The following is a 20,932-nucleotide window of genomic DNA, read 5'->3' as shown; positions in this document are numbered from 1 at the left end:
GCTCCCAGGAGACCATCATGGAGAAGTTCACCACCCACACGGGCGTCGGGGTGCCGCTGCGCCGCAGCAACGTCGACACCGACCAGATCATCCCCGCCGTGTACCTCAAGCGGGTCACCCGCACCGGGTTCGAGGACGCGCTGTTCGCGGCCTGGCGCGGCGACCCGTCGTTCGTGCTCAACCAGGACGCGTACAAGACCGGCTCCGTGCTCGTCGCCGGGCCGGACTTCGGCACCGGCTCCTCGCGCCAGCACGCCGTCTGGGCGCTCAAGGACTACGGCTTCAAGGTCGTGCTCGCCTCCCGGTTCGCGGACATCTTCCGCGGGAACTCCGGCAAGGAGGGCCTCGTCGCCGGCCTCGTGTCCCAGGAGGACATCGAGCTGCTGTGGAAGATCCTCGAGGCCAAGCCCGGCACCGAGGTGACCGTGGACCTCGAGGCGCGGACCGTGCACGCCGACGACGTCACCGTGCCGTTCCAGATCGACGACTACACGCGCTGGCGCCTCATGGAGGGGCTGGACGACATCAGCCTCACCCTGCAGAACGAGGGCGACATCACCGCGTTCGAGGCCACGCGCGCGTCGTGGCGGCCCAAGACGCTGCCCGCGAAGCACCTGCCGAGCGTGCCCGTGGAGCCCGCGCGGCCGGTCGGCTGACTCTCGGGCTCTTGGCGCTCTCGGCGTCACGAGCGGGGCGGGAACACCCCGCCCCGCTCTTCCCGTTGCTCGGCCGGTCGCGTGGGACCCAAGGACGGGACTGATGCCCGCGCGGAAGCACCCCGTCGCGCTCTACGCATCGTCCGGACCGTGCCGAAAAGGGTGCTGAGGCTTCTCCGCGCGGTCGTCAGACGGGAAGCGCAGGGCGCGCAGCGCCCGTGAGCGCGACCGCGCGGAGAAGCCTCAGCACCCTCGCTCGTCGATCAGGCTGGTGGCGGGCCCTGGCGCACGCGCTCCAGCAGGAAGTCGGCGGTGACGTTCGTCGGGTCCCACCAGGACTCGAGCCACCAGGTGGCGCCGGCGTCCGCCATCGTGCGCGCCTGCTCCGCCGCGACGGCGGGGTCGGCGTCGAGGCGGCCCTGGACGACGACGTCGAACGGCTTCCCGGCCCCGTCGGTGCCGCGCTGCTCGGCGATCCATGCGACGAGGTCGCGGACGGCGTCCGGACCGGCCTCGGCGTCCTCGGGCGACTCGCCGCGCACCTGTGGCACGATGCCGTCCCACCGCAGCGCCCGGTCGAGGCTGCGGCGAGGTGGCCGCTCGGCGTCCCACACCGCGACCGGCCACACGGGGATCCGGCCGTTCACCGGCGGCTGCGGGAGCTGGAACGTGCCGGTGCGCACGTGCTCGCCGTCGTGCTCGAACGGCGCGCCGGACCAGGACCGCTCCAGCCAGGCGAGCACCTCGTCCATGGCCCGCGCACGGTCGCGCAGCGTCCGGGGCTGCCCCCCGACCGAGGTGAAGGCGCGGTCGATGTCCACGCCCACGCCGACGGGCAGCACGAGCCGGCCACCCGACAGGTGGTCGATCGTCAGCGCCTGCTGCGCGAGCTCCCAGGGGCGGCGGCGCGGCACGGCGAACACCATCGCGCCGAGCGAGATCCGCTCCGTGACGGCCGCGGCCGCGGCCAGCAGCGAGAACGGGTCCCAGGTGGGGTGCGCGTCGAAGCCTTCCGCGTCGAGGCTCACCCCGTCCCACGTGAAGAAGCCGTCCCAGCCGTGCTCCTCGCACTCGCGCGCCAGCCGCACGTGCTCCGCCGGCGTGCCGTAGCTGCCGATGAACCCGAACCTCATCGCCCTCGTCCTCCCGTCGACCGGTCTCCTGACACCGCGTTCGACGGTACGTGGCGCCACCCACACAGGTCCTCGGCCACGGGTCCTCGGCCCGGGAGGGCCGCGGTTCTCGTAAGGTGGCCGCGTGCCCGCCACCGAGAGCCCCCGCGAGTCCGTCGTCCCGCCGTCCGCCGCACTGCCCGAGGGCGACGCCGCCGGCGTCCGCGCCCCCGAGGCCGCGCCCGTCGTCGAGATCTGGACCGACGGCGCGTGCAAGGGCAACCCCGGCATCGGCGGGTGGGGTGCGCTGCTGCGCTCCGGTGAGTACACCAAGGAGCTGTACGGCGGTGAGAAGATCACCACGAACAACCGCATGGAGCTGACCGCCGTCGTCGAGGCGCTGCGCGCCCTCAAGGGCCCTAGCGACGTCACGTTGCACGTGGACTCCCAGTACGTCATGAACGGCATGAAGTCCTGGGTCGCGGGGTGGAAGCGCAACGGCTGGCAGACGGCGGCGAAGAAGCCCGTGAAGAACGTCGACCTGTGGCAGGCGCTGGACGCCGAGGTCGCCCGGCACGAGGTGCACTGGGTGTGGGTCAAGGGTCATGCCGGCGACCCCGGCAACGAGCGCGCGGACGCCCTCGCGAACCAGGGCGTCGACAGCGTCCGCTGACCAGCGGAGGGCGTGACGGCGGCCGTCCGGCCGCCGTCGTGCGACCGAACTCACAACACAGTGGTTCGACAGCACGAATAGGCTGGGGGCCATGGCTTCCCACTACGACGTCGTCCTCCTCGGAGCTGGCCCCGGCGGCTACGTCGCCGCGATCCGCGCGGCCCAGCTCGGCAAGTCCGTCGCCATCATCGAGGAGAAGTACTGGGGTGGTGTCTGCCTCAACGTCGGCTGCATCCCCTCGAAGGCCCTCCTGCGCAACGCGGAGCTGTCGCACCTCTTCACCCACCAGGCCGACCTCTTCGGCATGTCCGGTGACGTGACGTTCGACTTCGGCAAGGCGTTCGACCGGTCCCGCGAGGTCGCGGACGGCCGGGTCAAGGGCGTCCATTTCCTCATGAAGAAGAACAAGATCACCGAGTTCGACGGCCGCGGCACGTTCCGCGACGCGAACACCATCGAGGTGGCTCTCAACAAGGGCGGCACCGAGACGGTGACGTTCGACAACGTCATCATCGCGACCGGTTCGCAGGTCAAGCTGCTGCCGGGCGTCGAGCTGTCCGACAACGTCGTGACCTACGAGAAGCAGATCATGACGCGCGAGCTGCCCAAGTCGATCGGCATCATCGGTGCCGGCGCCATCGGCATGGAGTTCGCCTACGTCATGAAGAACTACGGCGTGGACGTCACCATCATCGAGTTCCTCGACCGCGCCCTGCCGAACGAGGACGCGGACGTCTCCAAGGAGATCGCCAAGCAGTACAAGAAGCTCGGCATCAAGGTCCTCACCTCCACAGCCGTGCAGACCGTCAAGGACAACGGCTCGTCCGTCACCGTGTCGTACAAGGGCGTCAAGGACGACAAGCCCGGCGAGCTCGTCGTCGACAAGGTGCTGTCCGCCGTCGGCTTCGCGCCGAACGTCGAGGGCTTCGGCCTGGAGAACACCGGCGTGCAGCTCACCGAGCGCGGCGCCATCGCCATCGACGACCACATGCGCACCAACGTGCCGCACATCTTCGCCATCGGCGACGTCACCGCCAAGCTCATGCTCGCGCACGTCGCCGAGGCCCAGGGCGTCGTCGCGTCCGAGACCATCGCCGGCGCCGAGACCATGACCCTCGGCGACTACCGCATGATGCCGCGCGCCACGTTCTGCTCCCCGCAGGTCGCGTCGTTCGGCCTCACCGAGGCGCAGGCCAAGGACGAGGGCTACGACGTCAAGGTCGCCAGCTTCCCGACCATGGCCAACGGCAAGGCCCACGGCCTCGGCGACACCGCCGGCTTCGTCAAGATCGTCGCCGACGCCAAGTACAACGAGCTCCTCGGCGCCCACATGATCGGCCCCGACGTCTCCGAGATGCTGCCCGAGCTCACCCTGGCGCAGAAGTGGGACCTCACCGCCGACGAGGTCGCCCGCAACGTGCACACCCACCCGACGCTCTCCGAGTCCGTGCAGGAGTCCATCCACGGCATCGTGGGGCACATGATCAACTTGTGATCCACCGGACGCCGCCGGACAGCACCGACGTGCGGTAGGAGGCCCGGACCTGCGAGTTCTCGCCGGTCCGGGCCTCGCCGTATCGGGGTGGCTACGCCGGGTCGGTAGGGAGAGCGAGCCAACTGGTGACGAGGTCCACGGCGCGGTCCGGGGGCGGGCCGACGTCGACCAGCAGGCCGGTCTCGTCGCGGCCCAGGGACTCCAGCGTGGCGAGCTGGGAGTCCAGGAGTGCCGGTGGCATGAAGTGGCCGGGGCGTGCGGCGATCCGCCGGGCAAGCAGGTCGCGTTCGCCGTCCAGGTGAACGAACGCGACGTCGCCGCCCGCCCGGTCCCGCAGCGCGTCGCGGTAGGACCGGCGTAGCGCCGAGCAGGCGACGACGACGCGCGCCCCGGCGTCGGCCCCTGTGCCCAGGGTGTCGCCGACGCGGGCGAGCCAGGGCCTGCGGTCGTCGTCGGTCAGGGGAGTCCCCGCCGACATCTTCGCGACGTTGGCGGGCGGGTGCAGGTCGTCGGCGTCGACGAACCGCAGGCCCAGGCGCGCCGCCAGGAGGCTGCCGACGGTCGACTTGCCGCAGCCCGCGACGCCCATGACGACGATGCCCCGGAGCTCGGGAGACGTGGGGCGGGTGCCGGTCACGGTCAGTACCCTGCGTCGCGGTCGACGACGCCCGACAGGCTCTCGCCGGCGACGAACCGGCGGAGGTTCTCCTCGACCCGGGCACGCAGCAGCGGCTCGATCATCTCGCGGGTGTCGGCGGTGTGGGGCGTCACGAGCGCCGTCGGCAGGGCCCACAGCGGGTGCCCGTCGGGCAGGGGCTCCGGGTCCGTGACGTCGAGCGCGGCCCCGCCCAGGTGCCCGGAGCGGAGAGCGTCGACGAGCGCGTCGGTGTCGACGAGCCCGCCGCGCGCGATGTTGACGAGCACGGCGCCGGGTCTCATGGCGCCCAGCTCGGCGGCGCCCAGCAGCGCGCGGGTCTGCGTCGTGAGCGCGGCGGCGACCACGACGACCTCGGCCTGGGCGAGCTCGTCGCGCAGGTGCTCCGTGGTGACGGTCCGGTCGGCGCCGGGCACCGGCGCGGCCCGACGGCGGACCACGACGTTGCGGGTGCCGAACGGCGCGAGGAGATCGAGGAACGTCCGGGCGATACCGCCGGCGCCGAGGACGAGCACGTCGGCCCCGAACAGGGACGTGCCCGCGGGCTCGCCCCAGGACCGGGCGCGGGCACGCCCCGGCAGGTGCCGGAGCGTCGCCAGCGTGAGGGCGAGGGCGTGCTCGGCCACGGGGCGCGAGAACGCGCCCTTGGCGGACGTCCAGGTGATCCCGTCCGCCGTGAACATCCCCCCGTCGTCGTAGGCGTCGACCCCGGCCGACGGGAGCTGGACCCAGCGGGTGCCGGGCGCGGACTCCAGTGCCGCCCGCAGGTCGGTGAGGTCGCCGCCGAACCAGAGCAGGCCCTCCGTCTCCGGCCCCGGCGCGACCAGCCGCGCGCCGGCCGCCGCGACGGCGTCGGGCAGCCAGTCCGGTCCCGGACGCGCGACGCTCACCGCGACGCCGGGTACGGAGCCGCTCATGCAGGCACCCGGGCCGTGCCCGCGGAGGCCTCGGCACTCTCGCCGCCCACGACCTCGACCGACCAGCCGGTGTCCAGCGAGGAGGTGACGACGACGTCGCCGTCGTCCTGCCGCACCGTGAACACGACGTCGGCGCCGTCCGTGCCGCGCACCTCGACGGTCCGCGACCAGCCGTCGCCGCCCGGGTTCACGAGCAGCGTGAGCCCGTCGAGATGGTCGGCGTCGGGGCGCTCCTCGTGCGCGCTCAGGGGGATCACGCCCCCGGGTCGCACGTAGACGGGCAGGGAGTCGAAGTCGTGGTTCTCCCGCACCCAGCGCCCACCGGTGACGCGCTCGCCGGTGAGCAGGCCGGCCCACTCTCCGTCGGGGAGGTAGAGGTCCACGTCGCCCTCGGCGTTGAACACGGGCGCGACCAGGAGGTCGGGCCCGAGCATGTACTGCCGGTCCAGGTGCGGCACCGAGGGGTCCTGCGGGAACTCCAGGAGCATGGGGCGCATCATCGGGGTACCAGCGCGGTGCGCCTCGCGCCCGGTGGCGACCAGGTACGGGGCCAGCCGGTTCTTGAACCGCGCGAACGTGCGCGTCACGGCGACGGCGCTGGTGGGGTCGGACTCGTCCTCGCCGAACATCCACGGCACCCGGTACGACCCGCTGCCGTGCATGCGGCTGTGGCTGGAGAACAGGCCGAACGCCGTCCAGCGCTTGAAGACGCCGGCGTCGGGCGTCATCTCGAAGCCGCCGATGTCGTGGCTCCAGTAGCCGAACCCGCTGTACGCGAGCGACAACCCGCCGCGCAGAGACTCCGCCATCGACACGTACGACGCGGTCGAGTCGCCGCCCCAGTGCACGGGGAACTGCTGACCGCCCGCCGTCGCGGACCGGGCGAACAGGACGGCCTCGCCGGGGCCACGCTCCTCGGCCAGCACCTCGTGCACGGCCTCGTTGTACAGGTGGGTGTAGTAGTTGTGCATGCGCTCCGGGTCGGAGCCGTCGAAGTACTCGACGTCGACCGGGATGCGCTCGCCGAAGTCCGTCTTGAACGCGTCCACGCCCTGACGCACCAGCGTCCGGAGCTTGTCCTTGTACCAGGCGGTCGCGTCCGGGTTGGTGAAGTCGACCAGCCCCATGCCGGCCTGCCAGCGGTCCCACTGCCACACGGAGCCGTCGCGGCGCTTGACCAGGTATCCCGCGGCCATGCCCTCGTCGAACAGCGGCGAGGCCTGGGCGATGTACGGGTTGATCCAGACGCACACCCGCAGGTCCCGGTCGTGCAGTCGGGCGAGCATGCCCTCCGGGTCCGGGAAGGTGCGGGCGTCCCACTCGAAGTCGCACCAGTTGAACTCGCGCATCCAGAAGCAGTCGAAGTGGAACAGGCTCAGCGGGATGCCGCGCTCCGCCATGCCGTCGATGAACGAGTTCACCGTGGCCTCGTCGTAGTCCGTGGTGAAGCTCGTGGACAGCCACAGGCCGTAGGACCACGCCGGGACCTGCGCCGGCCGGCCGGTCAGGGCGGTGTAGCGCTCGAGGATCGTCTTCGGGTCGGGTCCGTACACCACGAAGTAGTCCAGCGCCTCGCCGAGCACCGAGAACTGCACGCGTTCGACGGCCTCGGAGCCCACCTCGAAGGAGACGTGCCCCGGGTCGTTGACGAAGACGCCGTAGCCGCCGGTGGTGAGGTAGAACGGCACGTTCTTGTACGCCTGCTCGCTGGACGTGCCGCCGTCGTAGTTCCAGATGTCGACGGTCTGGCCGTTCTTCACCACCGGGCCGAACCGCTCGCCCAGGCCGTAGACGAGCTCACCTACGCCGAGGTCGAGCTGGTCGAACACGTAGCTGGTGCGGCCCTCCCGCTGCAGCTCGATCGGCCCGTGGTCGACGGCGGCCCCGGGAGCGACGTCGGCCCAGGCGGCCGACTTGCCGCTCGACCCGGTGAGACGCCGGCCGGCGGCGTGGAACGACAGCTCCCAGGACTTGCCGACGGACAGCCGGACCGACAGGTCGCCCGTGGTGAGGGTGCCCTCGCCGTCGACCACCGTCGACTCGCCGACGCCGTCGGCCGTGTCGAGCTCGAAGCGGCGCGGCTCGGCGCGGCCCTTGTGGTGGACGTGCCGCACCCGCACGACGTTCTCCGCGGGCGAGGTCACCGTCGTCGTGAGGACCGGGGTGTTCAGGGTGTCCCCACGGTGCCGCACCACCTTCGTCGGCGCGACGGAGCGCAGGCTCGCTCCGTCGGCGGCGACCCGGTCCACCTCGCGGGCGTAGTGGATCGCGACGCCCGGGCGGGCGTGCCAGAAACCGTCGGTGAACTTCATGGGGGAGGGGCCTTCCGGTGGTGGTGCGGACGAAGCGGTTCGGGCGGGTGTCAGCGCGGGGCGGCGGTGGACCCGACGAGCTCGAGGGTGCCGGGCAGGAGGTCGTGCGCGGGCGGCGACCCGGGGTCGGCGAGCCGGTCGACCAGCGACTGGACGCTGCGCGTGCCGAGCTCCGTGCCGGGCGCCACGACGGCGCTGACCGCCGGGTCAGCGGTCGCGACGTCCGTCGCCGACGTCGCGAGGGCGAGGACGGAGACGTCGTCCGGGACGGCGCGGCCGGCGGCGGTGAGCCCGTTGACGAACCCGGACAGCGCGCCCTCGTTGAGAGCGAGGACGGCTGTGACGTCGGGGCGGTCCGTGACGAGCGCCGTCGCCGTGCGCCGGCCGGCGCGGGGGTCCTGCCCGCCGCGGACGACGACGGGGTCGAGGCCGCGCCGTGCCGCCTCGGCCACGTAGGCCTGCTCGGTGCGGACGACGGGGCCGTAGCCCGACCAGGCGTCGTCGAGATCGCCCACGAACAGGGCGACCCGGCGGTGCCCCAGGCCCGTGAGGTGGTCGAGCCCGGCGGTCACCATGCCGGCGAAGTCCATGTCGACGAACGACAGCCCGGTGGTGTCGTCGGTACGCCCGATGAGGCCGAAGGGGACCTGCCGCTCGGTGAGGAGGGCGATGCGTGGGTCGTCGGCGGTGACCTCCATGAGCAGCACCCCGTCGACGAGGCCTCCGGAGAGGTAGTCGTCGAGCTGGGCGGTGTCGTCGACGGGCCAGAGCACGACGTTGAAGCCGCGCGCCGTGGCCGCGCTCGCCGCGGCGGTGACGATGCTCAGCGCGGTGCCGCCCAGCCGGTGCCGCAGGGCCGGGAACACGAGCGCCACGATGTGGCTGCGACGGCTGGCCAGCGCCCGGGCGAGCACGTTGCGGCGGTACCCGAGGTCGGCCATCGCCTCCTCGACGCGCGTGCGCGTCGCCGGGGCGACCCGCTTGGTCCCGTTGACGACGAACGACACCGTCGTGAGGGACACGCCGGCGTGGTCGGCCACGTCCTGCATGGTCACCAAGGGGACTCCTCGGGCTCGGGAACGGGTGGTGCGGGTCGATGATCACACACCGCGGGGAGTGCGGTAAAGCGCTTTGACAACCTGGCGGACGCCTGCCTAGCCTCACCGTCACGTGATTCGAGCGAAGGAGCTACGACAGTGCGACGAACCCACACCGCCGTCGGCGCGGCGTCGGCCGCCGCCGTCGTCCTCGGCCTGTCCGCCTGCAGCGGTGGTGCCCGTACGGACGAGGGCACGCTGGTCGTGACCGACACGCTGTCGGACACCAGCGCGCCGGTCTACCAGGAGGTCTACGACGTCTGCGCCGCCGAGGTCGGCATGACGGTGCAGGCCAACCACGTCGCGGGCTCCGGCCTCATCGCGACCGTCCTGCAGCAGGCGTCGTCCGACACGCTGCCCGACGTCCTCATGCTCGACAACCCCGACGTCCAGCAGATCGCGTCCTCCGGGGCGCTCAGCCCCCTGACCGACTACGGCATCACCGGCGACGGGTTCCCCCAGGGCGTCGTCGACGCCGGGACCTACGACGGCGACCTGTACGGTATCGCTCCCGTCGTCAACACGATCGGGCTGTTCTACGACGTCGACGCCCTCGCCGAGGCCGGGATCGAGCCGCCCACCACGTGGGACGACCTCCGCGACGCCGCCGCGGCGCTGACCACCGGTGACCGGTACGGCATCGCCTTCAGCGCGGCCAACACGTTCGAGGGCACGTGGCAGTTCCTGCCGTACCTGTGGAGCAACGGGGCGGACGAGGACGACCTCACGTCGCCGGAGGCCGTCGAGGCGCTCTCCTTCGTCGACGGCCTCGTGCAGGACGGCTCCGCGTCGTCGAGCGTCGTCAACTGGTCCCAGAACGACGTGAACGACCAGTTCATCGCCGGCAAGGCCGCGATGATGGTCAACGGCCCGTGGAACATGCCCGCGCTCGAGGCCGCCGACGGCCTCGACTACGCCGCCCTCCCGCTGCCCGTGCCGCAGGCGGGCGACACGCTCGAGGCGCCGCTCGGCGGCGAGGCATTCACCGTCCCGCGCACCGGGAACCCGGACAAGATGGCCAAGGCGGGGGAGTTCGTCGCCTGCGTGACGCGCGGAGAGAACCAGCTGACCATGGCGACCGGTCGCGGTGCCGTGCCCTCGGACCCGCAGGTCGCCGCCGAGGCCGCCGAGGCCAACCCCGTCGTCGCGGCCTTCGTCGACACGGTGCAGACCGCCCGGTCCCGGACCGCGCTGCTCGGCCCCGACTGGCCGCGCGCCGCCACCCAGATCTACACCGCGCAGCAGCTCGCGCTGACCGGGAGCGAGGCACCCGCTGCCGCGCTCGAGCGGGCGGCGCGGGACTGATGCGCACACCGATGTCGTGCCTCTCGTCGTCACCGAGGAAGGACGGACGATGACCACCACCACCCTTGCCGCCGGGTCCGCGCGCGCCGCTGCCGCACCCGGCTACGGCGCAGGCCGGCGACGCCGCCGCGCCCGGACACGTGAGCGCACCGCCCAGTGGATGTTCCTCGTCCCGGCGATCGCGTACGTCCTCGTGTTCTTCGGGTACCCGATCGTCAAGAACCTGGCGATGGGCTCGCAGGACTACACGGTGCGGACCTTCGTCTCGGGGGAGGCGCCGTGGGTCGGGCTCGCCAACTACGCCGAGGTCGTCTCGAGCAGCCTGTTCCGCACCACCGTGCTGAACACCGCGCTGTTCACCGTGGGCTCGATCCTCGGCCAGTTCGTCATCGGCCTGCTCTTCGCCCTGTTCTTCAAGCGCCGCTTCCCGTTGGGCAACGTCCTGCGCTCGCTGCTGCTCCTTCCGTGGCTGCTGCCCATGATCGCGGGGACGGCGGTCTGGAAGTGGATCCTCGACCAGGACGGCGGCATCCTCAACGAGGCGCTGGGCACGATCGGGATCGCGCCGGTGCACTGGCTCACCAGCCCGGACGTGGCGCTCGTCGCGGTGATCATCGTCAACGTCTGGATCGGCATCCCGTTCAACATGACGCTGCTGTACTCGGGCCTGCAGAACATCCCCGACGAGCTCTACGAGGCCGGCGCGCTCGACGGCGCCACCGGGGCGAGGGCGTTCTGGCACATCACCTGGCCGAACCTGCGCCCCGTCGTCAGCGTCGTGCTCGTCCTCGGGGTGATCTACACGCTCAAGGTGCTCGACATCATCCTGGGACTGACCGGCGGAGGACCGGCCAACGCCACCCAGACCCTGGCCACGGACTCCTATCGGCGCTCGTTCCAGGAGTTCTCCTTCGGCACCGGCGCGGCCGTCAGCAACATCCTCATCGTGGTGTCGCTGGTGTTCGCCGTCGTGTACCTGCGCGTCAACCGGCGCGCCGTGGATGAGTGAGGTTCTCTCGTGTTGCAGAAGACCGACGTCCGACAGCTGCGGTCCACGATCGTCGGGATCGTGCTCCTCGCGCTCATGCTGTTCCCCGTCTACTGGATGGTCAACGTGTCCCTCCAGGGCGGCGGCACAGCGGCGAACAGCTCGTTCTTCCCGACCGACATCACGTTCGACGGCTACCGCCGGGCATGGGAGGACCAGACCGGCAACCTCGTCACGAGCATGATCGTCGCGCTGGGGGCCGTCGCGGTCTCCCTCGCCGTGGCCACCCCGGCCGCCTACGCGCTGGCGCGGTTCCGGCTGCGTGGCATGGGGATCTTCCTCTTCGTGCTGCTGCTGGCGCAGATGATCCCGGGCATCGTCATCGCGAACTCGCTCTACACGCTGTTCAACGACCTGGGCCTGCTCAACACCTACGCCGGTCTGATCCTGGCCAACGCGACCCACGGCATCCCGTTCGCGATCCTCATCATGAGCGCGTTCATGCGGTCCATCCCGCCCGCGCTCACCGAGGCGGCGCGGGTCGACGGCGCCGGCCACTTCCGGGCCTTCTGGTCGATCATCGTGCCGGTGAGCCGGAACTCGCTCATCACGGCCGGCCTGTTCAGCTTCCTGTTCGCGTGGAGCGACTTCATGTTCGGCCTCACGCTGACCACCGGCGCCGACATCAAGCCCATCACGCTCGGCATCTACGACTACCTGCAGGGCAACGTGCAGAGCTGGGGCCCGGTCATGGCCAGCGCGGTCATCTCCTCGATCCCCGCGGTCGTCCTGCTCGTACTCGCCCAGCGGTACATCGCCGCCGGCGCGCTCGGCGGCGCGGTGAAGTGACGTCGCCGTCGTGCGGGACCGGCTGTCGCCAGCGCCGCACAGGGTGGCGGTGAGGCTCGAGCCGTAGGCCTGGTGGGTGCGGGTGCCGGCCGCGGACCGTCATGGTGACGGCGTCGCGCCGCATCGTCAGGTCGGACAGCGCCAGGCAGGTGCGGGGCTCTCGGTGCGGGTCACGTCGCCCGCGGGTCACTCCTCTTCCCAGGTCCGTGCGGTGGGGTTCCACCTGTGGTGGGCGGCGGACCGGTCGATGACGGGGTCCGCGAAAGCGATGACGGCAGTGACGACGTCATCGAAGGCTTCGGGGAGCCGCGCCCCCGCGGGACCCAGCTGTCGGCGGTATGCGCGGTACGCCCCCTGCCGCGCCCTGACGAGGCCCCCCATCTCCGAGGACAGCGGGTTGAGGACGGTTCGGCGGAACGATGCCGTCGCGTCGAGAGCGGCACGAACCTCGTCATAGCGGATCTGCTGGGTGCTTGTCAGTGAGTAGACGTCGGCCCAGTCGCGGACGCGCGTGTTCGCTTCGCCGAGCGCGATTGCCGTCGCGAGCTTCTCCGCGAGGATCGTCTCGACCGGGTAGCCCGTGATGCGTACCGGCTCCAGCCCGTCCCGCAGGGAGGGGATCTCGACCGGGCGAGGGGATGGCGTGACCGGGTCGCCGAAGTTGATGTCGAGCTGCAGCTTGATCTGTGCCGTGGCGATGCGTGCGGGCATCAGGACCCGGACGCCGGAGTAGAGTGCGTCGTCGCGGATCATCGATGATCGCGCTGCGTCGACGAGGTAGTCGACGCCGTCGTCGAGCTCGATCGAGGCGATCTCCGCGACGCGTCGTGTCACCGTCTCCTGGTCGGCGCTCATGTTCCTCGCGAGCGCGTCGGCGTCAACGGTCGGACGGCGTCCGCCGAAGGCCGCGAGCAGCATGCCGCCCTTGAGGACGAAGTCGCCGGTGTGGGGAGACTGTCCCAAGCGGGCGAGCCAACGCTCGACGACGTACATGGTCAGGAGCTCCTGCGTGCCGCGCCTGTCGCGTCGGGCACGGTTCTGCAGGTCGAGGTAGGCGCGTCCGGCCGCAGTGGCCCGCGTGGGCCGGGTCATCGGGCGCTCGCGACGTCGACCGCAGCACGCACAGGCCCGGAGACGCCCAGCGCGGCGGCGTACTTCAGCAGTTGTGCGGGCCGAGCGTCCGGGGTGGCGATGTAGCGCCGGAGAGCGGAGTGGGCGATGGGCTCGCCGAAGCGGTGGCGCAGGCGCATGAGGTCGACGACCGTGCGTGCGGGGTCGTAGACAGGGATCGGCTCACCCGGGGCGGCCTCGATCGTCGTCCTGCCCAGGTCGAACTTCACGGCCTCGAAACGCAGAACCTCCGTCGGCGGGAAGTCGATTCGCGGGGTGTAGGTGCCGCGCCTGACCGCGATCTGCACCTCAGCGACGAGCGTGTCAGTGAGGTCGAAGAGCGACGCCGCTGAGAGGCCGCACACGATGCCGCCCGGAACACGCGTCGCGACGGCCAGGAGGTCCGGATACGTCGGAGGGGGTGCGTCACCGCGGCGGAACACCCCACGCGAGAGCTCGACGACCTCGCTGTCGTCTCGCCATCGGTACAGGTCGCGGCTGTGTATCCCGAGTTCGCGCGCGACCTTGGTGGTGAAGGTCGGCGGGAGGCCGGACGGCAGTGCAGCCATGGATAAGAACCTAGCAGAGAAGCTGCCAGTGTGTGTGTTTTCTATCCACTTCCTTCAGGCCGGTGACGGACATTGTCGACCGGTGATCGGGATGCCCGAGTCCGGCGGAGCCGGGATGCGGTCACCGCCGGCGCAGCGTCGCGGTGAGGCTCGCGCCGTAGGCCTCGCGCGTGTCGGCGCGCACCTCGGTGCCGCCGGGCACCCGGCGCACCTGGACGCCGTCGTCGGCGGACACGACGTCGAGGTGCCGGCCGCGGATCGTCACCGCGATGGCATCGCGCAGCATGGTCGGGTCGGACAGTGCGACGGACGTGCCGTCGTCGTCCTCGCGCACGATGACGGACGCCGGGCCGTCGATGTCCAGGTTCCGCGCGTGCGCACGGCCCGCGAACACGGTGGCGGCCGTGAGCCCGAGGCTGGAGTGGTGCACGGCCTGCACGCGCTCGTCGTTGGCGAGCACGGTGAGCGGGCCTCCGTCCCCGTAGGCGGCGAGCCGTTCCGGCGTCGCGCCGGGCACGATGGCGTAGGCGAGGGCCGCGGGCTCGCTCGCGTGCTCGACGGCGGCCGTGAACACGCGCTTGGTGACCGCCGTGTCGGGGTTCGACTTCCGGATCGCGCGGCGGCTGCGCGTCACGTCCTCGAGCGTCACGGTCACGGGTTCGGCGTCGAGGACGGCGTACCCGACCGCGACGCCCTGGCCCGGGTTGTCCCACCGCAGCCACGCGAGCGGCGCCGCGCCGTCGTCGGGCGACCAGGCGCTCCCGTCGTGCCGGGCGCCGGCCACGACGACGCCGTCGCCGGGCGCGGCGATGCGGGAGTCGAGCGTCGTGACGACGTCGCGACCGTGCTCGTCACCGATGCCGGCGGCCAGCACGACGACCTCGTCGTCGAGCAGGAACCACGACTTCACCGCGCGGGCGTTGGCATAGACGACGAAGTCGTCGGGCAGGATGCCGGCCTGCGCGTCGACGTAGGGGACGTCGTCGGACAGGACCATGCCCGCGACGCCGTACGTGCCGAGGGCGGCGCCGCCCGAGAACGTGTTGGTGCCGCGCGGGAAGTAGACGTACGTGTTCTGCGACGTCGACGACGAGGTGAACCCGAGCGGGTGGTCGGGGTTCTCGTACCAGTACCGCCCGTACAGGTCGGGGACGGTCTGCCGCTCCTCGACGGGCACGGTGGTGCCGGGCAGGCGGTACGGCGAGACGGTGGTGAAGAAGTCGACGCCGAACGCCTGCGTGTGGTCCTGGCCGGCGAGGTAGAGGTAGAACGCGCCGTCGCCCTGGAACCAGGGCATGAGGTTCTCGCCGTTCATGTACTCGTACCGGCTGATGCGGTCCGAGCTGCGTGCCAGCGCGAACGTGTACCCGGGGCGGCGGTGCACGGTGCGGTCCATCGCGTTGAGGGCGACCGAGCGCTCGGGAGGGTTGAGGTCCGCCGTCGGCCCGTCCGCGTCCGCGAGCAGGTCGGCGTAGCGGACGATGCTCACGGGGGAGACGAAGCGTCGAGGATCCGGCGTCGATGCCGACGCGAGGTGGCGGACGTAACCGCCCAGTTCGACCGCGTTGTCGCCGCTCGTGTAGGCGCTCAGGTCGACCACGGCCTCGAGCACCGTGCGGACGTCGGCGTACCCGCTGCCGGTGCGGGAGACGGCGCGGCCCTTGACGATCTCCATCATCCAGCCGTCCACGATGACGGGCGCGAACCCGTCACGGACCCAGCCGTGGACGACGTCGGCCAGCTCGGTCCCGGGGGCGGCGGTCGTGTCGTCGAGCAGCTTGATGGTCTGCACGACGCGCGTGAGGAGCGTGCGGCCGTACGAGCCCGTGTAGGCCACCGAGTGGTGCTGGATGAACGACCCGTCGGCGTAGTAGCCGTCGGTGTTGCCGTGCTGGAGGTCGTACGGGTCGATCGTCGCGAACACCGTGGACTGGTCGGCGATCGCCTTCGACACGCGGGCGTCGTCGCCGGTGAGGGCGCCCTGCAGGATGCGGTTGGTCGTGATGTCGGCGAGGTTCGCGCCGGTGTGGAAGCGGGAGTCGAGGTCGACGTCGCCGTCCTTGCCGTGGCGCAGGTACGCGTCCATCGACGCGACGTACGTGGGGACGAGGTCCGGCCGTTCCGCTGCGGCCAGGTCGGCCAGCAGGGCGAGCGCCTTGCTGACGCTCGCGGAGATGCCGATCTCCCAGTAGTACCAGTTGCCGTAGTAGCCGGTGTCCTGGTCGCCGTAGTAGTGGGCGTGGAGCCACTCGAGCCCGTCCAGCACGCGGCGCTGGACGTCGGTGTTGCCCACCAGGTCGGACGCGTAGCCCGTGGTGCACGTCGCCAAGGCGATCTCGTACAACCGGACGAACGACGTGTTGAGGTTCGGGTCGCTCGTGCCGAGCGGGACGCCCGCGAACAGCTCTCCCGTGCCCGCGGAGTCCATGCGGTCGAGGTGGGAGCGCGCCGTGTCGTGGATGGCCTTGAGCTTGGCCGCCGCCTCCGGTCGCGCGTTCGACTCCGCCGTGCCGGCGAAGATGCCCCGCGCGTTCGCCAGCAGGCGGGCGTGGTCCGACGGCGTCTCTGCGTGGGCGCGTATCGACGGCGCGATCGCGAGGAACGCGGCCCCCGCGGGCACCATCGCGAGGACCTGGCGGCGGGACAGCGTCGGCATGGCGAACTCCCTTGTTCGGCGGATGGCAACATCCAACCAACACCACGTCGTCGGTGGCAATGGTTTCCGCGACCCGCTGGCTTCGCTGTGGGATGGGGCGTCGACGGTGAGCACCCCTGGCTCCGGTCTACTTCGCGGGACGCGGCTTCGGCAGGGCGGTCGGCTGGATGCCGGGGATCAGTCGGTCCATCATCCGCAGCAGTGCCGGGGCTTGGTAGACCTCTGAGCGCCGGAACCTGCCGCCGGACGGCTCCAGCACCTGGACATCGACGAGGTTGTTGACGACCTTGCGCGCTGTCACGCCGGAGACGGCCAGCGCCTGCTGGAGGTAGCGGGCAGTGACGACCGGCTGTTCCGCGAGCACGCGGAGTGCGTCGTGCACCTTCGAGTCGGAGCGGAAACGGGAAACCCTCTCGGCCCAGTCGCGCTGCACCTCGGCAGACTCGGCCATCACGTGCTCGGCCTCGTCGCACGCGTCGCCCATGACGTCGGCGAAAGAGGCGACGAACTGGCTCACCGCCTCCGACCTGTCCGCAGGCGCTCCGTGCCGGAAGCCCGTCAGTCGGCGCACGTACTCGTCGGTCAGGGAGGCCCTGCCTGGGACCTCCGGCATGATGGGCCCGAGGTGGGACGACCGGGAGGATCGAGCGATGGGGAGCACGACCGACGACGCTTCGCGGCTTCAGGTCTGGACCGGTCTGGGTGTGGCCGGCCTCGCCGTCCTCATCGTGACGACACTGATCGCCGCCCCTCGCTTCTCGTCGAGGGGAGCGGACTGCCCGGCGATCGGCTACTCCAGCGTCCTGCAGGTGACACTCACCGGGGACACGTCGCGGGTCGAGCACCTGCAGGTGCGGGTCGGTGACACGTGGCAGCCGCCCATGGACGGTGCGGAGGGTGCGACCGCGCCGTCTCGGGACGGCGACACCTGGTCGTTCACGCTCTTCTCCCCTCCGGACCCGGTCGCGCTGCGTGCGCTGGACGACATCGAGTCTGTCGTCGCGCGCACGGAGAAGCACGTCGGGTGGGAGCGTGTGGGCGGTAGCGAGGAGTGTGGCGGCCCGATGGAGGGCCGTGTCGGGTGGACGGTCTGAGGCCGATGTCGAGAACGGGCGGCCGGCTCCGTCCCAGGGACGAGGCGGCGACCGGCGCCGCCGTCGACGGAAGGACACCGTGATGGAACAGCGCGACATCGACACCGAGCTGGCGGACGCGACGGAGCTGCTCGACGCGACGTCGTCGGGCCACCTCGCGTACACCGCGAAGGACGGCACGCCGCGCGTCGTGCCGGTGGGCTACTTCTGGACCGGCGAGGTGTTCGTCATCGCGACGGCGCCGACCGCGCCGAAGGCGACTGCGCTGGTGGCGCGCCCCGACGTCGCTCTCGCGATCGACGCGGGCGGCACGCCCCAGGAGACCCGGTCGCTGTCCGTGCGCGGGCGCGCGGACGTGCGGGTCGTCGACGGCGTGGCCGAGGAGTACCTCGCCGCCGCCCGCAAGAGCATGGACGCCGCCGCCTACGCGCAGTTCGAGCAGAGCTGCAGGGCGATGTACCCGCAGATGGCGCGCATCGCCGTCACGCCCACGTGGGCGCGGTACTTCGACTTCGGCGCGGGCCGGTTCCCGAAGTTCCTGGCCGAGCTCGCCGAGCGCAGCGGGCAGTCGGCCGCCGGCCATGACGGCGGACAGGGCTGAGCGGGCCGCCGCGACGCCACAAGTCGGCCGCGACGCGCAGAGACACTGGGCCGGAGGATGGCGGAACTATGCTCCCCAGCGGTAGCATCACGGGTATGAAGGTCAGTGTGAGCCTCAAGGATCGGGACCTTCGGTATCTCGATGCCTATGCACAGCGGAAGGGCCTGCCGTCCCGCTCTGCCACGGTCCACGCGGCGATCAAGGCACTGCAGGCTTGCGAGCTGGAAGCGGAGTACGAGGAAGCGATCGACGAGTGGGCGAGCTCCGACGACGCGCAGGCCTGGGACGCCACCGTGGGCGACGGTCTGGACGCCGATGCGCCGCGGTGAGGTCTGGTTCGCTGACCTGGACCCGGTACGAGGCGCAGCGTCGAACAAGGTGAGGCCGGTCGCCATCGTCTCGAACGACTCGCACAACGCCGCCGCGCGGCGGCTCGGCCGCGGTGTCCTGACGGTCGTCCCGCTCACGAGCAACACTCGTCGAGTCCTGTCGTTCCAGGTGCTGGTGGACGCCGAGTCGTCCGGCCTGTCGCGTGATTCCAAGGCCCAGGCCGAGCAGGTCCGAGCGCTCGACGTCTCGCGGCTCGTGGGACGGGCCGGTCGCCTGACGCCGGAACAGCTCGCGGCGCTCGACGACGCGTTGGCGTTGCATCTCGCGCTGGCCTGAGTCGTCGACGAGGCCGTGCCTCTCCGCTCCCGCCCGCACGACGCTCAGAGGCAGCGGGGGACCGGCTTGCTCCAGGTCGTGTTGGACCGGTTGGCCACGTAGTAGTCGCTCACCAGGTCGTGTTGGACCGGTTGGCCACGTAGTAGTCGCTCACCCATCGCCCGTCGCGGAGCCTGTTCCACACCCGGGTGGTGCCGACCTTGCTGCCGGTCTTCTGGCACTCCACGGTGGCGAGGGCGCCTCGCGGCAGCGGGCTGCCCTTCTTGGCGTACGACGTGCCGGGGCCGGTGCGGGCGTTGAGCGAGCTCGCCGTGACCTGCCCCGAATAGTGGCAGCGCGGGATACCCGACGTGAAGCCGGTGCGCGACGGCGTCGACACGTAGTAGTCGCTGACCCACAGCCCGCCGCCGAGCCGGTTCCACACCTTGGTCGTGCCGATCTTCTGCCCCTTGGCCTGGCACAGCACGGCGATGGCCTTGCCCGGCTCGTGGGTACGGCGCACGGGGTAGGAGGTGGACGGCCCGCTGCGTGCGTGGAGCCCCACGGGGCTCGTCACCGTGTAGGTCCGGGAGACGGTCGCGACGGGCGCCCTGACCTTGTCGGAGTCGATGTTGATCGTCACCCCGCCCCAGGTCTCGTCGTGATCGCCCCGGTACTGCTTGGCGCGCTGCCACACGGCCCAGTGGGAGTTCGGGGCGGTCGGCCACCCGGTGAGCGCCTTCGAGCCGTCCCAGCGTGCCATCCAGACGGCGTCCGGGCGGGCGTACGAGGACCAGTTGTACGAGTCGGAGAGGTCGCGCAGCCCCGAGTTCTGGTGCACGTAGACGCCGGCGAGATAGCCCTTGGCGTGCAGGGTCTTCGTCCAGGCGGACACGTACCGCCGCACCGCCGTGCGGCACGACGAGCTGGTGCGGCGGTAGTGCTCGACGTCCGCGTACAGGGCGCTCCCCGGCCGCAGGCCCAGCGCCTTGGCCCGTGAGGCGGCGTCCTTGGCGTCGGAGGTGCCACGGGCCGTGGCGTTGGAGGCGGTGAAGTGGTGCGGCTTGGAGCCGTACATGCAGGACGGCTGGTACCCGACGTAGGTGGGCAGCAGCCGCCACCCGGCCCTGGTGGCCTTGCTGACCCACGCCTTGGTGAGGTTCGGCTGGGCGCAGCCGCGGTTGTTGCCGCCGAAGTAGATGTTCACCGCCTTGTAGGGCGACGTGCCCTTCCACGCCGCCAGCGCCGAGAGCGACGGCGCGGTACAGGTGTCGAAGGCGAGGCGGGACGCGCGCGTCCCGGACGAGCCCGACGGGTACACCACCGGGGTGTCCGGCTCGGCGGCGGCAGGGACGACGAACCCGCCGAACAGGATCGCCAGGGCACCCCCGATCGTGGTGAGGCCCCGCAGGAGCCGATGCCGTTTGACCATGGTGCACCTCCGGCGAAGACGGCCTCTCCACGGGAGTCTCCCACCGCGTCGAGTCGTCCCGGCGGGGTTGACGGACCCGGCGTGTCGCTCCTGGGCGCGCTCAGATCAGCACCGGGAACGTGGCGAGGATGACGACGCCGACGACGGCGGCGACGATGCCGGCGCCGAGGAGGAACCAGGCGGACCAGCGGGTGCGGTTGCGCTCGGAGACGGCGACGAAGAACAGGACGAGCGCGAACAGGACGGTGAGGAGCGAGTAGTCGTCGCCGCGCTGGTTGGACCGCAGCGCCTCGGCGTACTTCTGGTCGGCCTGGCGGGAGGTGGCCTTCGACTCCTCCCGTCCCTCGGGCACGTACGAGGGTTCGGCGAAGGGGGAGTTGAGCTTCTCCCCGTTCGCCTGCCAGTCCGCGAACGCGGTGGCGAACTCCGGCGTGAAGCGGTCTCGCACGTACCGTGCCTCGCGGTCGTCCCCGGTGGCGCGGGCCCGGAGCCACTGCGTGTAGATCGTCAGGTCGATCGCCTGGGCGTCGCGTGCCTCGCTGGCGAGGTCGGCGGCCTTGATGCGGGCGCTGGAGGCCTGGCTGAAGTCGATCGACATCTGCCCGCTCCACTTGGACGACTCGAAGCCGCACCAGGCGGTGAGGATGGCGACGGTGGAGAGCACGACGACGGCGAGGATCTCGCGGACCCGTTCCGAGGCGTGGGGCTTCTCGTCGTCGGCGGGTGTCGACGTGTCGTGACTCATGCCCGCTCCCGTCTGCTCCCT

Annotated in this window: 21 protein-coding genes; 10 read left to right on the top strand and 11 right to left on the bottom strand. The window is 71.3% G+C overall.

Annotated features, from left to right (window positions below; all coding sequences use genetic code 11):
• Positions 1-17 precede the first annotated feature (17 nt).
• Positions 18-656: a 3-isopropylmalate dehydratase small subunit gene (gene leuD, locus EYB28_RS14545; protein ID WP_166849245.1), complete on the top strand. Its 639-nt coding sequence runs from the start codon at positions 18-20 to the stop codon at positions 654-656.
• 263 nt (positions 657-919) lie between these two features.
• Here the strand turns inward: leuD and EYB28_RS14540 are convergent, their stop codons facing one another.
• A complete protein-coding gene (locus tag EYB28_RS14540; RefSeq protein ID WP_166849242.1) occupies positions 920-1,789 on the bottom strand; it encodes an LLM class flavin-dependent oxidoreductase in 870 nt (289 codons plus the stop codon).
• A 175-nt stretch (positions 1,790-1,964) separates the two neighbouring features.
• Here EYB28_RS14540 and rnhA point away from each other — a divergent pair, with 175 nt between their 5' ends.
• Together rnhA and lpdA are read left to right on the top strand one after the other, a co-directional pair.
• On the top strand, positions 1,965-2,441 hold the full coding sequence (rnhA, locus tag EYB28_RS14535) for a ribonuclease HI (protein WP_166852464.1): 477 nt from the start codon (positions 1,965-1,967) through the stop codon (positions 2,439-2,441).
• Positions 2,442-2,532: 91 nt separating this feature from the next.
• Complete coding sequence (lpdA, locus tag EYB28_RS14530; protein ID WP_166849239.1) at positions 2,533-3,936, top strand: dihydrolipoyl dehydrogenase; 1,404 nt, start codon at positions 2,533-2,535, stop codon at positions 3,934-3,936.
• Between the two features lie 91 nt (positions 3,937-4,027).
• Here the strand turns inward: lpdA and EYB28_RS14525 are convergent, their stop codons facing one another.
• From EYB28_RS14525 to EYB28_RS14510, 4 genes are read right to left on the bottom strand one after another with little or no spacing between them, the layout of a single operon-like run.
• Positions 4,028-4,573 (bottom strand): gluconokinase, encoded by a 546-nt coding sequence (locus EYB28_RS14525; RefSeq protein ID WP_240930573.1) that lies wholly within the window; start codon positions 4,571-4,573, stop codon positions 4,028-4,030.
• Between the two features lie 2 nt (positions 4,574-4,575).
• The gene (locus tag EYB28_RS14520; protein WP_166849236.1) at positions 4,576-5,508 is read right to left on the bottom strand and encodes a D-isomer specific 2-hydroxyacid dehydrogenase family protein; all 933 of its coding nucleotides are present in this window, start codon (positions 5,506-5,508) and stop codon (positions 4,576-4,578) included.
• Positions 5,505-7,820 (bottom strand): alpha-xylosidase, encoded by a 2,316-nt coding sequence (gene yicI, locus EYB28_RS14515; RefSeq protein ID WP_166849233.1) that lies wholly within the window; start codon positions 7,818-7,820, stop codon positions 5,505-5,507. Before yicI ends, EYB28_RS14520 begins: the two co-directional genes overlap by 4 nt.
• A 50-nt stretch (positions 7,821-7,870) precedes the next feature.
• Positions 7,871-8,869 (bottom strand): LacI family DNA-binding transcriptional regulator, encoded by a 999-nt coding sequence (locus tag EYB28_RS14510; RefSeq protein ID WP_240930746.1) that lies wholly within the window; start codon positions 8,867-8,869, stop codon positions 7,871-7,873.
• A gap of 147 nt (positions 8,870-9,016) precedes the next feature.
• Here EYB28_RS14510 and EYB28_RS14505 point away from each other — a divergent pair, with 147 nt between their 5' ends.
• From EYB28_RS14505 to EYB28_RS14495, 3 genes are all read left to right on the top strand, one after another.
• Entirely contained in the window at positions 9,017-10,222 is a 1,206-nt protein-coding gene (locus tag EYB28_RS14505; RefSeq protein WP_166849227.1) for a sugar ABC transporter substrate-binding protein, read from the top strand.
• 49 nt (positions 10,223-10,271) lie between these two features.
• Positions 10,272-11,231 (top strand): carbohydrate ABC transporter permease, encoded by a 960-nt coding sequence (locus tag EYB28_RS14500; RefSeq protein WP_166849224.1) that lies wholly within the window; start codon positions 10,272-10,274, stop codon positions 11,229-11,231.
• 75 nt (positions 11,232-11,306) lie between these two features.
• Positions 11,307-12,059, top strand: a complete 753-nt coding sequence (locus tag EYB28_RS14495; RefSeq protein WP_166852459.1) for a carbohydrate ABC transporter permease — start codon at positions 11,307-11,309, stop codon at positions 12,057-12,059.
• A gap of 186 nt (positions 12,060-12,245) precedes the next feature.
• Here the strand turns inward: EYB28_RS14495 and EYB28_RS14490 are convergent, their stop codons facing one another.
• The 4 genes from EYB28_RS14490 to EYB28_RS14475 form a co-directional block, all read right to left on the bottom strand.
• Positions 12,246-13,052, bottom strand: coding sequence for a nucleotidyl transferase AbiEii/AbiGii toxin family protein (locus EYB28_RS14490; RefSeq protein WP_240930572.1), 807 nt, complete (start codon positions 13,050-13,052; stop codon positions 12,246-12,248).
• A 95-nt stretch (positions 13,053-13,147) separates the two neighbouring features.
• Positions 13,148-13,738, bottom strand: coding sequence for a type IV toxin-antitoxin system AbiEi family antitoxin domain-containing protein (locus EYB28_RS14485; protein WP_166849217.1), 591 nt, complete (start codon positions 13,736-13,738; stop codon positions 13,148-13,150).
• Between the two features lie 121 nt (positions 13,739-13,859).
• Positions 13,860-16,394, bottom strand: coding sequence for a polysaccharide lyase family 8 super-sandwich domain-containing protein (locus tag EYB28_RS14480; RefSeq protein ID WP_166849215.1), 2,535 nt, complete (start codon positions 16,392-16,394; stop codon positions 13,860-13,862).
• 127 nt (positions 16,395-16,521) lie between these two features.
• The gene (locus tag EYB28_RS14475; RefSeq protein ID WP_166849213.1) at positions 16,522-16,911 is read right to left on the bottom strand and encodes a hypothetical protein; all 390 of its coding nucleotides are present in this window, start codon (positions 16,909-16,911) and stop codon (positions 16,522-16,524) included.
• Positions 16,912-17,044: 133 nt separating this feature from the next.
• Here EYB28_RS14475 and EYB28_RS14470 point away from each other — a divergent pair, with 133 nt between their 5' ends.
• From EYB28_RS14470 to EYB28_RS14455, 4 genes are all read left to right on the top strand, one after another.
• Positions 17,045-17,488, top strand: coding sequence for a hypothetical protein (locus EYB28_RS14470; RefSeq protein WP_166849211.1), 444 nt, complete (start codon positions 17,045-17,047; stop codon positions 17,486-17,488).
• Positions 17,489-17,570: 82 nt separating this feature from the next.
• The gene (locus tag EYB28_RS14465) at positions 17,571-18,089 is read left to right on the top strand and encodes a pyridoxamine 5'-phosphate oxidase family protein (protein ID WP_166849209.1); all 519 of its coding nucleotides are present in this window, start codon (positions 17,571-17,573) and stop codon (positions 18,087-18,089) included.
• 95 nt (positions 18,090-18,184) lie between these two features.
• Positions 18,185-18,418: an antitoxin gene (locus tag EYB28_RS14460; RefSeq protein ID WP_166849207.1), complete on the top strand. Its 234-nt coding sequence runs from the start codon at positions 18,185-18,187 to the stop codon at positions 18,416-18,418.
• Positions 18,419-18,467: 49 nt separating this feature from the next.
• Positions 18,468-18,755: a type II toxin-antitoxin system PemK/MazF family toxin gene (locus tag EYB28_RS14455; protein ID WP_304599252.1), complete on the top strand. Its 288-nt coding sequence runs from the start codon at positions 18,468-18,470 to the stop codon at positions 18,753-18,755.
• Between the two features lie 109 nt (positions 18,756-18,864).
• On the opposite strand, the gene EYB28_RS14450 is transcribed toward EYB28_RS14455, so the two are convergent.
• Both EYB28_RS14450 and EYB28_RS14445 read right to left on the bottom strand, forming a co-directional pair.
• The gene (locus tag EYB28_RS14450; protein ID WP_166849204.1) at positions 18,865-20,166 is read right to left on the bottom strand and encodes a glycoside hydrolase domain-containing protein; all 1,302 of its coding nucleotides are present in this window, start codon (positions 20,164-20,166) and stop codon (positions 18,865-18,867) included.
• Between the two features lie 100 nt (positions 20,167-20,266).
• Positions 20,267-20,911: a hypothetical protein gene (locus tag EYB28_RS14445; protein ID WP_166849201.1), complete on the bottom strand. Its 645-nt coding sequence runs from the start codon at positions 20,909-20,911 to the stop codon at positions 20,267-20,269.
• Positions 20,912-20,932: the final 21 nt, after the last annotated feature.

This window comes from Isoptericola sp. BMS4 (assembly GCF_011634835.1).
Classification (GTDB): Bacteria; Actinomycetota; Actinomycetes; order Actinomycetales; family Cellulomonadaceae; genus Isoptericola.
The sequence above is the reverse complement of the archived record's forward strand: the minus strand, read 5'-3'. Positions and strand labels throughout refer to the sequence as shown.